Origin of the sequence: Streptococcus sp. SPS1, from assembly GCF_030439915.1 — a bacterium.
GTDB lineage: Bacteria > Bacillota > Bacilli > Lactobacillales > Streptococcaceae > Streptococcus.
The window spans coordinates 49,384-63,786 of sequence record NZ_JAQFJG010000006.1; the positions used below are offsets into that span (position 1 = coordinate 49,384).

Here is a 14,403-nt window from a genome sequence, read left to right on the forward strand (position 1 = left end):
GAAAGGAAAAATTAACAACATGATCAACCGTTACTCTCGCCCTGAGATGGCGAATATTTGGAGTGAAGAAAATAAATACCGTGCTTGGCTTGAGGTGGAAATCTTGGCTGACGAGGCATGGGCTGAGTTGGGGGAAATCCCTAAGGAAGATGTGGCTTTGATTCGCGAGAAGGCGGATTTTGACATCGACCGTATTTTGGAGATTGAACAGGAGACTCGCCATGATGTGGTGGCTTTCACGCGTGCGGTTTCTGAAACGCTTGGCGAAGAACGCAAGTGGGTTCACTATGGATTGACTTCTACCGACGTAGTAGATACTGCCTACGGTTACCTCTACAAGCAGGCTAACTACATCATCCGTCGTGACCTTGAAAACTTCACCAACATCATCGCTGATAAGGCTAAGGAGCACAAGTTCACCATCATGATGGGGCGTACCCACGGTGTGCACGCTGAGCCGACAACTTTTGGTCTTAAATTGGCGACTTGGTACAGCGAAATGAAACGTAACATCGAGCGTTTCGAGCATGCGGCTGCTGGTGTTGAGGCTGGGAAAATTTCTGGTGCAGTTGGGAACTTTGCCAATATCCCGCCATTCGTTGAGCAATACGTCTGCGACAAATTGGGTATCCGTGCTCAGGAAATCTCTACACAGGTCCTTCCTCGTGACCTTCACGCTGAGTACTTTGCAGTTCTTGCCAGCATCGCGACTTCTATCGAACGTATGGCGACTGAGATTCGTGGCTTGCAAAAATCTGAACAACGTGAAGTAGAAGAGTTCTTTGCTAAGGGACAAAAAGGGTCTTCAGCAATGCCTCACAAACGCAACCCAATCGGTTCTGAAAATATGACAGGTCTTGCGCGTGTTATCCGTGGTCATATGATTACAGCTTATGAAAACGTGGCTCTCTGGCACGAACGTGACATCTCTCACTCATCAGCTGAGCGTATCATCACACCAGATACGACCATTTTGATTGATTACATGCTTAACCGTTTTGGAAATATTGTCAAGAACTTGACGGTCTTCCCAGAAAACATGATTCGCAACATGAATTCTACGTTTGGTCTTATCTTTAGCCAACGGGCTATGTTGACTTTGATTGAAAAAGGCATGACCCGTGAGCAAGCCTATGACTTGGTACAACCAAAAACAGCCTACTCTTGGGACAATCAAGTAGACTTCAAACCACTGCTAGAAGCAGATCCAGAGGTGACATCACGCCTCACACAAGAAGAAATCGATGAGATTTTTAACCCTCTTTACTACACCAAACGAGTGGATGATATTTTTGAACGTCTTGGATTAGGATAATTAGAATAAAAATCGAATTTCTATTACTCCATTTATAGGAGTAGCAGAACTTCGATTTTTCTTTTTTATTAAAGTGCTTTTGAAAAAAATAACCAATATTTTATAATATATTGAATATAGAATAGTATACTGTAACTTCTAAAATATTACTAGAAATTCAACAAGAGACTGAGCAAGTCTACTATAAAAACTAAAGAAACTCAATCTACATATTTAATTTTGTATAATATAGTAAATTGAAATAAAAACAGGACAAATCAATTAGAGCAGTCAAATTGATTTCTAGCAATGTTTTAGAAGTAAAGGTGTACTATTCTAGCATCAATATACTATATATAGAGAAAAAGCCCAAGCGATTAGGTGCTCAGGCTTTCTTCTTAGTGATCACGGTCACATGAGATGAATTTAATCTTGTAATAATCAGATCGTTTGTAAGTTTCACTGTATCCCAAAACTTGACCAGTTGATTCGAGTTTGGTGATTTTAGTTTGTAGGACAGTAGGGAATTGTTCATCGACTCCGAGGACTGAAGCCGCATGTTCTGGAGTTGGAAAGACTATTTCATTGATTTCTTCAAAGTGTTCATCATTCATGTGAATGTGGTAGTCTAACTTGAAACGGTTATAGATAGAACTATAGTATTCAAGGTTTGGATAATTTGCGTTGATATATTGTTCTGGGATGTAGGATGTATGGTAGATATAAACGACACCGTTTGATTCGCGGATACGTTCAATCTTGTAGTAGAATTGATCGCCGCGTAGACCCAATTTTTCCAAGTAAACGAGCTTGTTTCCGCGTTCAATTGAAAGAACAGTTACCTTATCATCTTTAGCATTAAAGAGTTCAATATCTGAAAACTCTACAAGCTTGTGTTTGCGTGCACGTGAAACGAAGGTTCCTTTTCCTTGTTGGCGGACAATATAGCCATCTTTAGCAAGGTCGTTTAAGGCGCGGACAACTGTGATGGAGCTAACATCGTACATTGAAATGAGCTCTGCTTCAGTGTAAAATTTATCTCCACTGCTAAACTGCCCAGAGATGATTTTATTTTTTAATTCGTCTTTTATGTATTGATATTTGGGAATTGCCATATTTTTACCTCTATTTTCCTTCTCCATAGAAAATTTTACCATAAAAGCGAAAAAAATAGTAGTCTTTTGAATAAAAAATTAGAATAATAGTTTGAAAAATTAAGCTATATAGGGATTGCTCGTATTTTATAAATGTATTTTATACAAAATTATTTTAGGTTCTATATTCTGAATGTAAAGAGCGTTTGAAATGGGTCTGAAAATGTTTGAAACTAATTGAACGTGTGTATAATAGTAAAATTCTAGCAAATATTCCGACAATTTCTATTGACAATTCAAACAGATTGGTTTATAATTACCATAACAACAAATGAAAGCGTAAACTTTCGCGGTCAGAAGGTAGTTTTATGACACGATTTGAGATACGAGATGATTTCTATCTTGATGGAAAATCATTTAAGATTTTATCTGGCGCCATTCATTATTTTAGGGTTCCTCCAGAGGATTGGTATCATTCGCTCTATAACTTGAAGGCTCTTGGGTTTAATACGGTAGAGACTTATGTTGCTTGGAATTTACACGAGCCTCGTGAGGGTGAGTTTCACTTTGAAGGAGCTCTGGATTTGGAGCGGTTTCTTCAGACAGCGCAAGACTTGGGTCTCTACGCTATCGTTCGTCCGTCGCCCTTCATCTGTGCGGAATGGGAATTCGGTGGTTTGCCGGCTTGGCTCTTAACCAAAGACATGAGGATTCGTTCTTCAGATCCTGCCTATATTGAGGCTGTCGGTCGCTATTATGATCAGCTCTTACCACGATTGGTTCCACATCTGTTGGACAATGGTGGCAATATCCTCATGATGCAGGTTGAAAATGAGTATGGTTCTTACGGAGAAGATAAGACTTACCTGAGAGCGATTCGACAGTTGATGGAAGAGCGTGGCGTAACCTGTCCTCTATTTACATCAGATGGTCCATGGAGAGCTACTCTGAAAGCTGGAACTTTGATCGAAGATGATCTCTTTGTGACAGGCAACTTTGGTTCTAAGGCACCTTACAACTTTTCACAGATGCAGGAATTCTTTGATGAGTATGGCAAGAAATGGCCACTCATGTGTATGGAGTTCTGGGATGGCTGGTTCAATCGTTGGAAAGAACCGATTATCACACGGGATCCAAAAGAGTTGGCAGAAGCTGTTCGAGAGGTTTTGGAACAAGGCTCCATCAATCTTTACATGTTCCATGGTGGGACAAACTTTGGTTTCATGAATGGTTGCTCGGCTCGAGGAACTTTGGACCTGCCACAAGTTACATCTTATGATTATGATGCCCTTCTGGATGAAGAAGGGAATCCAACTGCTAAATATCTGGCAGTCAAGAAGATGATGGCAACACATTTCCCAGAGTATCCGCAGTTGGAACCACTCTACAAAGAGAGTATGGAGTTGGATGCTATTCCACTGGTTGAAAAAGTTTCCTTGTTTGAAACCTTAGATAGCTTGTCAAGTCCTGTAGAAAGTCTCTATCCTAAAAAGATGGAGGAGTTGGGACAAAGCTATGGCTACCTACTCTATCGAACAGAAACAAACTGGGATGCAGAAGAAGAAAGACTTCGTATCATTGATGGTCGAGATAGGGCCCAGCTGTATGTCGATGGTCAGTGGGTTAAAACCCAATATCAGACAGAGATTGGGGAAGATATTTTTTATCAAGGTGAAAAGAAAGCGCTGTCTAGGATTGATGTCTTGATAGAAAATATGGGGCGTGTCAACTATGGACACAAGTTCTTAGCGGATACGCAACGTAAGGGAATTCGGACAGGGGTTTGTAAGGATTTGCACTTCTTACTAAACTGGAAACACTATCCACTCCCACTAGACAATCCTGAGAAAATTGATTTTTCAAAAGGATGGACTCAAGGACAACCAGCCTTTTATGCTTATGACTTTACAGTCCAAGAGCCAAAAGATACTTACCTAGACTTATCTGAGTTTGGTAAGGGAGTTGCCTTTGTAAACGGGCAGAATCTAGGACGTTTTTGGAACGTCGGCCCAACCCTCTCGCTTTATATCCCTCATAGCTATCTCAAGGAAGGTGCCAACCGCATCATTATCTTTGAAACAGAAGGTCAATATAAAGAAGAGATTCATTTAACTCGTAAACCTACACTAAAACACATAAAGGGGGAAAACTTATGACAATTGTAGGATGCCGTATCGATGGACGTTTGATCCACGGACAAGTAGCCAATCTTTGGGCTGGAAAACTAAATGTTTCACGCATTATGGTTGTAGACGACGAAGTTGTCAACAACGATATTGAAAAGAGTGGTTTGAAACTTGCGACACCACCAGGTGTGAAATTGAGTATTTTGCCAATTGAAAAAGCGGCAGCCAATATTCTTGCTGGTAAGTACGATAGCCAACGTCTCTTTATCGTGGCTCGTAAACCAGACCGCTTCCTTGGCTTGGTCGAAGCAGGTGTACCACTTGAAACCCTCAATGTTGGGAATATGTCTCAAACACCAGAAACTCGTTCTATTACACGTTCTATCAACGTAGTAGACAAGGATGTGGAAGATTTCCACAAACTGGCAGAAAAAGGTGTTAAACTTACTGCTCAAATGGTTCCAAATGATCCAATTTCAGACTTTTTGAGCTTATTAAAATAGGAAAAAATTTTTTAGGAGGTCATTGTTATGATACAATGGTGGCAAATTTTACTTCTCACTTTGTACTCAGCTTATCAAATCTGTGATGAGTTGACGATCGTTTCATCTGCAGGTTCCCCTGTATTTGCTGGTTTCATTACTGGTTTAATCATGGGAGATGTGACTACGGGTCTGCTTATCGGTGGTAACTTGCAACTGTTCGTTCTTGGGGTTGGTACCTTCGGTGGTGCTTCTCGTATCGACGCAACTTCTGGTGCGGTTCTTGCGACAGCCTTCTCTGTTTCACAAGGAATTGATGCACCGCTTGCAATTACTACAATCGCTGTACCAGTAGCATCTCTCTTGACTTACTTCGACGTTCTTGGACGTATGACAACTACTTTCTTCGCTCACCGTGTGGATGCTGCCATCGAACGCTTTGACTATAAAGGTATTGAACGCAACTACCTACTTGGTGCGATTCCTTGGGCTTTATCTCGTGCCCTTCCAGTCTTCTTTGCCCTTGCTTTTGGTGGTGAATTTGTACAACATGTAGTAGACTTCGTTACAAAATACCAATGGGTTGCAGATGGTTTGACACTCGCAGGACGTATGCTTCCAGGTCTTGGATTTGCAATCTTGCTTCGTTACCTTCCAGTTAAACGTAACCTTCACTACCTTGCTATGGGATTCGGTTTGACAGCTATGTTGACTGTTCTTTACTCATATGTAACAGGTCTTGGTGGCGCTGTTGCTGGTATCGTAGGTACTCTTCCTGCTGAAGTTGCTGAAAAAATTGGTTTCGTGAACAACTTCAAAGGTTTGTCTATGATTGGTATTTCTATCGTAGGTATTTTCCTTGCAGTGCTTCACTTCAAAAATAGCCAAAAAGTAGCTGTAGCAGCACCTTCTACACCATCAGAAAGTGGGGAAATCGAAGATGACGAATTCTAATTACAAACTAACAAAAGAAGATTTTAATCAAATCAACAAACGTAGCTTGTTTACTTTCCAATTAGGTTGGAACTACGAACGTATGCAAGCTTCTGGTTACCTTTACATGATCTTGCCTCAATTGCGTAAAATGTATGGGGATGGAACTCCTGAATTGAAAGAAATGATGAAAGTTCATACTCAATTCTTCAATACTTCACCATTCTTCCATACTATTATCGCTGGTTTTGACCTTGCCATGGAAGAAAAAGATGGTGTAGGTTCAAAAGATGCCGTTAACGGTATCAAGACAGGTTTGATGGGACCATTCGCTCCTCTTGGAGATACAATCTTTGGTTCACTTGTACCTGCTATCATGGGGTCAGTCGCAGCAACTATGGCTATCGCTGGCCAACCTTGGGGGATCTTCCTTTGGATTGCAGTTGCAGTAGCGTATGACATCTTCCGTTGGAAACAGTTGGAATTTGCCTACAAAGAAGGGGTTAACCTTATCAACAACATGCAAAGTACCTTGACAGCTTTGATTGACGCTGCATCTGTACTTGGTGTCTTCATGATGGGTGCTCTTGTAGCAACAGTGATTAACTTTGAAATTTCTTACAAATTGCCAATCGGTGAAAAAATGATTGACTTCCAGGACATCTTGAACTCAATCTTCCCACGCTTGCTTCCAGCAATCTTTACTGCCTTTATCTTCTGGTTGCTTGGTAAGAAAGGTATGAACTCTACTAAAGCTATCGGTATTATTATCGTACTTGCTTTGGCTCTTTCTGCCCTTGGTCACTTTGCATTTGGAATGTAATTCCTTATGACCAAATCATTAATTTTGGTGAGCCATGGTCGCTTCTGTGAGGAGCTTAAAGGTAGCACAGAAATGATTATGGGCCCACAAGACAACATTTACACAGTAGCTCTTCTTCCAGAAGATGGCCCAGAAGACTTTACTGCAAAATTTGAAGCAGCTATTGAAGGATTGGATGATTTCCTAGTCTTTGCGGATCTTCTCGGCGGTACACCTTGTAACGTGGTCAGCCGTTTGATCATGGAAGGTCGTGACATCGAACTTTATGCAGGGATGAATCTTCCAATGGTGATTGAATTTATCAATGCGAGCCTTACAGGCGCAGATGCGGACTACAAGAGCCGTGCTGCAGAAAGCATTGTGAAAGTCAATGACCTGTTAGCTGGCTTCGATGATGACGAAGACGAATAATACTCTTTGAAAATCTCTCTAAACCATACTAGTGTCGCCTTGCCGTAGGTATATGTTACTGACGTCGTCAGTTCTATCCACAACCTCAAAACGGTGTTTTGAGCTGACTTCGTCAGTTCTATCTACAACCTCAAAGCAGTGCTTTGAGCAGCCTGCGGCTAGTTTCCTAGTTTGCTCTTTGATTTTCATTGAGTATACGATGTGACAACGTGAAAATCATAGGGAAAATAGGCGATAGGAGGATGGAGCGATGCTCCGACGATAATCGGTCTTTTTCCCAAAGATTTTAGTTGGAACTCGATTCAATTCATGTGACAACGTGAACATCGTCAGAACAACTTATATAGAATATACATGGGAATGGGGCTTACTCCCATTCCCATATTTAATAGAAAAAGAGGAACTCAATGCTACATTATACAAAAGAAGACTTGCTCGAATTGGGTGCAGAAATCACTACACGTGAAATCTACCAACAGCCTGATGTATGGAAAGAAGCTTTTGAATCTTATCAAGAACAAGGTGAAGAAATTGCAGCCTTCCTGCAAGGGATTGCTGATAAACATGACTATATCAAGGTTATCTTGACAGGTGCGGGGACTTCTGCTTATGTGGGAGATACTTTGGTACCATACTTTAAGGAAGTCTATGACGAACGCAAATGGAATTTCAATGCTATTGCGACCACAGATATCGTTGCCAATCCAGAAACTTATTTGAAAAAAGATGTGGTAACTGTCCTTGTATCTTTCGCTCGTAGTGGAAATTCACCTGAAAGTGTGGCAACTGTTGATTTGGCCAAATCCTTGGTGGATGAGCTTTATCAAGTGACGATTACTTGTGCAGCAGATGGTAAATTGGCTCTTCAAGCCCATGGCGATGACCGCAATCTTTTGCTTTTGCAACCAGCTGCTTCTAATGATGCTGGATTTGCCATGACTTCCAGCTTTACGTCTATGATGTTGACAGCTCTCTTGGTCTTTGATCCTACAGAATTTGCTGTGAAAGCTGAACGTTTTGAAGTTGTATCTAGTCTTGCCCGTAAAATCCTAGACAAGGCAGAAGATGTCAAAGAGCTTGTTGATTTAGACTTTAACCGTGTCATCTATCTAGGCGCTGGTCCTTTCTTTGGACTTGCTCATGAAGCTCAGCTCAAGATTTTGGAATTGACAGCTGGCCAAGTTGCGACCATGTATGAAAGCCCAGTCGGCTTCCGTCACGGTCCAAAATCTCTTATCAACGAAGATACAGTTGTTTTGGTCTTTGGTACAACGACAGACTACACTCGTCAGTACGACTTGGACTTGGTTCGTGAAGTTGCAGGTGACCAGATTGCTCGTCGTGTTGTGCTTTTGAGTGATCAAGCCTTTGGTCTTGAAAATGTCAAAGAAGTGGCCCTTGGTTGTGGCGGTGTCTTGAATGATATTTACCGTGTCTTCCCTTACATCGTTTATGCCCAACTCTTTGCCCTATTGACTTCACTCAAGGTAGAAAATAAACCTGATACACCGTCTCCTACAGGTACAGTAAACCGTGTGGTACAAGGTGTTATCATCCACGAATATCAAAAGTAAGACTTCTTCGAAAATCTCTTTAAATCATACTAGTGTTGCCTTGCCGTAGGTATGGTTACTGACTTCGTCAGTTCTATCTACAACCTCAAAACAGTGTTTTGAGCTGACTTCGTCAGTTCTATCCACAACCTCAAAGCAGTGATTTGAGCAGCCTGCGGCTAGCTTCCTAGTTTGTTCTTTGATTTTCATTGAGTATAAGATAGTGTTTATGAATTCTTGACAAGAGGATTTGTATATCATCAGGCAAACCATAGATTGTCAATTCGCTTTCTATGGTTTGTTTGCTTGAGAGAAATAGTAAAAGGAGAAGAGAATGAAAGCATACACAGAGCGTGTGTTTGGAAATGTTGAGGGACAAGATATTTTGGCCTATCGTTTTGAGACGGACGGTGGCTACCAGCTTGAAGTTATGACCTATGGTGCGACCATCTTGCGCTATGTAACGCCTGACAAGGATGGAAATTTTGCCAACGTTATCTTGGGTTTTGATGACTTTGCTAGCTATGTAGGTAATAGTCCCAAACATGGAGCTAGCGTAGGTCCTGTGGCAGGCCGTATTACTGGTGCGACATTTGAACTCAATGGCAAGACTTATGACCTTGAAGTCAACAATGCTAGCAATTGTAATCACAGTGGTTCAACAGGTTGGGATTCGAGTTTGTTTGAACTAGTTGAAGTGAGTGACCATGGCTTGACCCTCTACACAGAGCGTACAGATGGTACAGGAGGATTTCCTGGCAATCTCAAGATTTGGATTAGTTATCACTTGGAAGAAACTGGTGCCTATGAAATCAGCTACAAGGTAACAACAGATCAGGATACGCTGGTCAATCCAACCAACCACAGCTATTTCAACTTGTCTGGTGATTTCACGCAGACGATTGACCGCCATGTCTTCCAGCTAAATACTGAGGGCATTTATCCAATCGCTCCCGACGGTGTTCCTGCCAAAACTCCAGAAGCCAACCGTGATGTGGTCAAACACATCTACAATGGTGCCTTGTTGAAGGATATCTTTGCAGAGGAAGATGAGCAAATCCAGCTGGTATCAGGTTTGGATCATCCATTTGCCCTTCCTGCAGGTCATGACAATGCTGGTTTCCTTTATGACCAAAACTCAGGTCGCTTCCTGCTCTTCAAGACAGAGGCTCCTTGCTTTGTAGTATACACAGCAAATTTTGTGGATGAGAGTGTCATCATAGGAGGTCAGCCAATGCTACAGCACAATGGGATTGCCCTTGAAGCGCAAGTTTTACCAGATGCCATTCACAGTAACCTCAAAGACCAAGTCATCCTTAAAGCAGGTCAAACCTTCACAAGTAAGACACGTTATGAACTTGTTGTGAAGTGAAGAGTGGAGTTTCTACTATATAAAAGGCATGATAGTAAGTGTTCAAAAACGTTGCTATCATGCCTTTTGTCATAGATTGGGTTACCGATTTTTTTCAAATGGAGTGTTCGTCCAGATTATGTTAGAGATTCTAGTCTACAAATTCTTTCTCTTCTTGGCATTCTTGGTCAGGGAAACCTGGTAAGTATCCTGTTCTTTAGTGAGGTAATGGATGACTTGAAAATCATCTGTTTGAGCCTTGAAATCCACTTCATAGACAGTGGTGACTTGTTCTCCATCATTGCTGGTATCAATGGAGATGAGGTCTAACTCGGTACAGAATTGTGATAGCCCAGATTGGATAGTTTGGAGTTGCTTTTCTTGGTTGGCGATTGTGATGGTCAATAGTCTGCGACGTTGGTGATTGCTCTTGCTTTGTTGCTTTTCTAAAAGAAGCCATACTGCTAAGATAAAGACAGTGAAGAGAATAGCCAGAGCTAGGTAGCCTGTCCCTGCTGCCAGCCCGATAATCATGGCAAGGAAGATTGCAATTAGTTCCCGTGAGCCACTGGTAGCTGAACGAAAACGAATGAGGCTAAAAGTTCCTGCAACAGCGATAGAGGTTCCTAGTCTGCCATTTACCAGAAAGATGACCAAGGTCATCAAGCAGGGGAGTAGGGTCAAACTAACAGCAAATTCCCGTGTATAGAGGGTACGGTGTTTGTAAGCCCAGGTCAGCGCCAAACCTAAAATCAGGCTGACAAAGAGAGCCAGAAAGAGTTGGATAGGATTGGCAGTAGCAGTTGTGTCGTTGAAAATAGAATTGAAAAGATTAGACATAAGTAGTACCTACACTTTCTATGCTTGGTCGTGGGCTATAGTCCAGCCCCTGAGACTTGTGGTAGGCGCAGCTGTATTTTGAAAATTTCTGCTTTACCAGTCCATATTGGTCGAGAATATCTTGTAGCCATTGGGGTTTTCTACCAGGTGCTTTAATTTCCATGATGACAATGTCCTCGTTTAGTAGAGGGAAACCGTCTTTTCCTGAAAATAAACTGACATTCTCATCACGATAGGTTAGATTTTGGTCAATGGTGACACGAATTTTATTGTAGGGAAATCCGCTAATTTCTTTCTTTTCCTTGAGAGAAAAGCGGTCGTAGTAGATATACATACGAGGGATGATAGATTGCTGGTATTCTTCTTGGAGTTGCTGGATTTTTTCAATCATCATTTGGTCCTTGATGCTGCTATCCAGCTGTCCTTTGGTCATAAACTGGGTGATAGACTGGGGAGTCGACAAGAGACGATATTTTCGCCCGACACCAGTCCTGTCCTTGGATTTGATTTCTAAAAATACCTGACTATCGGGCTGGACTTGACTGAGATAGGTTCGCATCCGAATCTTTTCTTTACGCTTAGTACCTTGGCCATCCTCCTGAATCATATCAAATTGCTCTGTATCAAAGTAGATGTTGGAAATGGTCGAAGTTGGATAATCATCCTCGACGAGGTATGTTTTTAAGTTTTCTATTAAATCAGCCAAGTCAGTCTTGGCAACGACATATTTGGTTTCAATTCGTTTAAAGCTTGTTTCAATTGGTTTCATAAATCCTGTCTCCTTTATCAAACTGTTTCATACTCAATGAAAATCAAAGAGCAAACTAGGAAGCTAGCCACAGGTTGCTCAAAACACTGTTTTGAGGTTGTAGATAAAACTGACGAAGTCAGTAACATATATATACGGCAAGGCTAAGCTGACACGGTTTGAAGAGATTTTCGAAGAGTATCAGCGCTCTATCTTATTAGAAGATATATGTGTCTGGGCAAGTTGCACTTGCTTGTGACTAGTCTAGGGAACTTTCCTAAAACTTTTGTTAAAGATAACTTAACTGAAACTGAATTTAAGAAAACTTTCAGAAAAAGTTCAGATTTTTTTCAGATTTCCCCTGTAAACTAAGCTCAAGCTAAATGAAGGCGAGGAAAAAAGTATGAAATCAAAAAAATGGGCTCTAATCTTAACCAGTTTAACAGCTTTGACTTTGATGACAGCTTGTGGGCAGTCAACGACCAAGTCAAGTACAACTGCAGCGGCAGATACCACTGCCATCACAACTTCAGCTAAAAATAGTCAATCTTCTTATTTTACAGAAAAGGACTACGATACATCTTATGATGAAAATACAGCCTCTAAGATTGAATTGTCAGGCTCATCTGCAAGTGTCTCTGGAGACGGTGTGACAGTTTCTGGTTCAACAGTGACTATCTCAAAAGCAGGTACCTATGTCATCTCTGGTCAGTCTGACGGAGTGCAAATTCAAATTGCAGCTGATAAGTCTGATGATGTGAAACTTGTTCTCAAAGGCGCAACCATGACTAATACAGATGCGGCTATTTCGGCTACAAGCGCAGGTCATGTCTACCTCACTCTAGCAGAGGGAACCACCAACAGTCTGTCCGACTCAAGCTCTAATAGTGATGAAAAGGCAAATGCCGCTCTCTTCTCTAAGGTTGATTTGACCATCAATGGCTCAGGAACTCTCAATGTAGATGGCAAGAAAAGCAATGCTATCAAGGCTAACGACACCCTCCACATCACAGGTGGAACCTTTAACATCACATCAGTTGGCGATGCCTTTAATGTCAATGATGAACTTAATGTCACTGGTGCGACCATGACGATCGATGCTAAGGAAGATGGTGTCAAAGTTGACAATGATGACGATATGACTGTCGGAAATATGTATTTGGCGAACAATACCATAATAGTCACAGCAGGCGATGATGGCATTCACGCTTCTGGCAACCTAGTGATTGATAGTGGTACTTACACAGTCAAGAATGCGACTGAAGGAATTGAAGGGAAAGCCATTACGATCAATGGTGGAGATATCAATGTCTACTCGACAGATGATGGAGTCAATGCAGCCAATAAAAATGCCCAGCAAAGTGACATTTACTTTACTATGACAGGTGGAAATCTAACTGTAGAAGTCGGTCAAGGAGATACAGACCCAATTGACTCAAACGGGAATATCACAGTCACAGGCGGAACCATTAAATTGATAGGACAATCAGGCTTTGACTTTGATGGAACAGCAACCTACACAGGTGGGGATATCTACATCAACGGCGAAAAACAAACAGATATTGTCAATTCTATGCCTGGAGGCGGAGGCCCGAATGGAGGTCCTCAAGGCGGCGGCCCAGCCCCTGGCGGACGAGGATAAACAAAAACGAGGCTGGGCAAGAAGTCTTTGAAATCAGAAAAACGCATAGTATCAGGTCTTGAGAAACCTTGGTACTATGTGTTTTATTGTGGGGAGATTTACTTCATTTTCTCCTGAAGTCGACTTTTTGCCCAACATCGTTTTGTCCTGCTATTTGAGTTGTTCTACTTGACTCCAAGTAAAAAAGGAGTATAATGCTGTAATAAACAAAGTTACAATAAAAAAACAAAGGAGAAATAGATGACCTACGCATACAATAGTAAGATTTATTTGGCAGAGGCTGTTTTAAATGTAAAGGATGTGGCAAGTCAGACTGCCTTTTATCATCAGATTCTAGGCTTGGAAATCCTTTCTCAGACAGAATCTGAAAGTATTTTAGGAGCTGGTGGAAAGGCTTTGGTTCATTTACTGAAAACAGACAGGCTAGAGGAGGTGCAAGATCACTATGGTCTCTATCACCTAGCTATCCTTTTACCAAGTCGTGAGGATTTGGCAAATCTGTTTAAGCATATGGCAGAGCTGCAAATTCAGCTAGTCGGCGGGGCGGATCATGGCTACAGTGAAGCAATCTATCTGGAAGATTTAGAAGGGAACGGGATTGAAATTTATCGGGATAAGCCTGTAGAGGACTGGGATATTCGTGAGGATGGGCGCATTGTCGGAGTGACTGAAGTCTTATCTGCTCAAGAAATATATGAGATGGGACGTAAAGTAGAACCTTTTGAGATAGCCTCTACTACGCGCATGGGGCATATCCATCTTTCTGTCAAGGATAGTCAAGTAGCAAGCCAGTTTTATCAAAAAGTTTTAGGACTAGAGGATAAATTTAGTCTACCTAGTGCTAGTTGGATTGCATCTGGGGATTATCATCATCATTTAGCGGTCAACGAGTGGGGAGGAAAAAGGCTACTCAGAAATGAACAAGGATTACCCGGCTTAGCCTACTATGTCATTGAAGTCGCAAGCAAAGAAGAACTTCTAGCAATTGACGAAAGAGGACAAGAAGTTGAGGCGCCTATCAAGTGGCTGACATCAACTCAGTTGGAAGTGACAGACCCTGACGGAATCGTGATGCGTATCCGCTTAGCTAGATAGGATGTGATAAA

Annotated in this window: 15 protein-coding genes; 10 read left to right on the forward strand and 5 right to left on the reverse strand. The window is 41.7% G+C overall.

What is annotated here, in order from left to right; translation table 11 throughout:
- Positions 1-19 precede the first annotated feature (19 nt).
- Positions 20-1,315, forward strand: coding sequence for an adenylosuccinate lyase (purB, locus tag PCY12_RS05850; protein WP_301352005.1), 1,296 nt, complete (start codon positions 20-22; stop codon positions 1,313-1,315).
- A 377-nt stretch (positions 1,316-1,692) separates the two neighbouring features.
- Here purB and PCY12_RS05855 read toward each other — a convergent pair whose 3' ends face one another.
- On the reverse strand, positions 1,693-2,409 hold the full coding sequence (locus tag PCY12_RS05855) for a GntR family transcriptional regulator (RefSeq protein WP_049512623.1): 717 nt from the start codon (positions 2,407-2,409) through the stop codon (positions 1,693-1,695).
- A gap of 347 nt (positions 2,410-2,756) precedes the next feature.
- Here PCY12_RS05855 and PCY12_RS05860 point away from each other — a divergent pair, with 347 nt between their 5' ends.
- The 5 genes from PCY12_RS05860 to PCY12_RS05880 are packed head-to-tail and all read left to right on the forward strand — an operon-like array spanning position 2,757 to position 7,163.
- Complete coding sequence (locus PCY12_RS05860) at positions 2,757-4,544, forward strand: beta-galactosidase (RefSeq protein ID WP_301352006.1); 1,788 nt, start codon at positions 2,757-2,759, stop codon at positions 4,542-4,544.
- Entirely contained in the window at positions 4,541-5,017 is a 477-nt protein-coding gene (locus PCY12_RS05865; RefSeq protein ID WP_000156958.1) for a PTS system mannose/fructose/N-acetylgalactosamine-transporter subunit IIB, read from the forward strand. Before PCY12_RS05860 ends, PCY12_RS05865 begins: the two co-directional genes overlap by 4 nt.
- Before the next feature lie 27 nt (positions 5,018-5,044).
- Entirely contained in the window at positions 5,045-5,950 is a 906-nt protein-coding gene (locus PCY12_RS05870) for a PTS mannose/fructose/sorbose/N-acetylgalactosamine transporter subunit IIC (RefSeq protein WP_172931688.1), read from the forward strand.
- Positions 5,937-6,752 (forward strand): PTS system mannose/fructose/sorbose family transporter subunit IID, encoded by an 816-nt coding sequence (locus PCY12_RS05875; RefSeq protein ID WP_301352008.1) that lies wholly within the window; start codon positions 5,937-5,939, stop codon positions 6,750-6,752. The genes PCY12_RS05870 and PCY12_RS05875 overlap by 14 nt, the downstream gene beginning before the upstream one ends.
- A 6-nt stretch (positions 6,753-6,758) precedes the next feature.
- A complete protein-coding gene (locus tag PCY12_RS05880; RefSeq protein WP_000167446.1) occupies positions 6,759-7,163 on the forward strand; it encodes a PTS sugar transporter subunit IIA in 405 nt (134 codons plus the stop codon).
- A gap of 18 nt (positions 7,164-7,181) precedes the next feature.
- On the opposite strand, the gene PCY12_RS05885 is transcribed toward PCY12_RS05880, so the two are convergent.
- Positions 7,182-7,352, reverse strand: coding sequence for a hypothetical protein (locus PCY12_RS05885; protein WP_301352011.1), 171 nt, complete (start codon positions 7,350-7,352; stop codon positions 7,182-7,184).
- A 218-nt stretch (positions 7,353-7,570) separates the two neighbouring features.
- Here PCY12_RS05885 and PCY12_RS05890 point away from each other — a divergent pair, with 218 nt between their 5' ends.
- Positions 7,571-8,737: an SIS domain-containing protein gene (locus tag PCY12_RS05890; protein ID WP_301352013.1), complete on the forward strand. Its 1,167-nt coding sequence runs from the start codon at positions 7,571-7,573 to the stop codon at positions 8,735-8,737.
- A 24-nt stretch (positions 8,738-8,761) separates the two neighbouring features.
- On the opposite strand, the gene PCY12_RS05895 is transcribed toward PCY12_RS05890, so the two are convergent.
- Positions 8,762-8,926: a hypothetical protein gene (locus PCY12_RS05895; protein WP_239667319.1), complete on the reverse strand. Its 165-nt coding sequence runs from the start codon at positions 8,924-8,926 to the stop codon at positions 8,762-8,764.
- Positions 8,927-9,050: 124 nt separating this feature from the next.
- On the opposite strand from PCY12_RS05895, the gene PCY12_RS05900 reads away from it, so the two are divergent.
- Positions 9,051-10,088 (forward strand): aldose epimerase family protein, encoded by a 1,038-nt coding sequence (locus PCY12_RS05900; protein ID WP_049512631.1) that lies wholly within the window; start codon positions 9,051-9,053, stop codon positions 10,086-10,088.
- Positions 10,089-10,223: 135 nt separating this feature from the next.
- Here the strand turns inward: PCY12_RS05900 and PCY12_RS05905 are convergent, their stop codons facing one another.
- Entirely contained in the window at positions 10,224-10,907 is a 684-nt protein-coding gene (locus PCY12_RS05905; RefSeq protein WP_301352015.1) for a DUF4956 domain-containing protein, read from the reverse strand.
- Positions 10,900-11,676 (reverse strand): polyphosphate polymerase domain-containing protein, encoded by a 777-nt coding sequence (locus PCY12_RS05910; protein WP_301352016.1) that lies wholly within the window; start codon positions 11,674-11,676, stop codon positions 10,900-10,902. The genes PCY12_RS05905 and PCY12_RS05910 overlap by 8 nt, the downstream gene beginning before the upstream one ends.
- A 382-nt stretch (positions 11,677-12,058) precedes the next feature.
- Between PCY12_RS05910 and PCY12_RS05915 the strand changes: the two genes are divergently transcribed.
- The gene (locus PCY12_RS05915) at positions 12,059-13,297 is read left to right on the forward strand and encodes a carbohydrate-binding domain-containing protein (RefSeq protein WP_301352018.1); all 1,239 of its coding nucleotides are present in this window, start codon (positions 12,059-12,061) and stop codon (positions 13,295-13,297) included.
- A gap of 240 nt (positions 13,298-13,537) precedes the next feature.
- Positions 13,538-14,392: a VOC family protein gene (locus PCY12_RS05920; RefSeq protein ID WP_301352020.1), complete on the forward strand. Its 855-nt coding sequence runs from the start codon at positions 13,538-13,540 to the stop codon at positions 14,390-14,392.
- Positions 14,393-14,403: the final 11 nt, after the last annotated feature.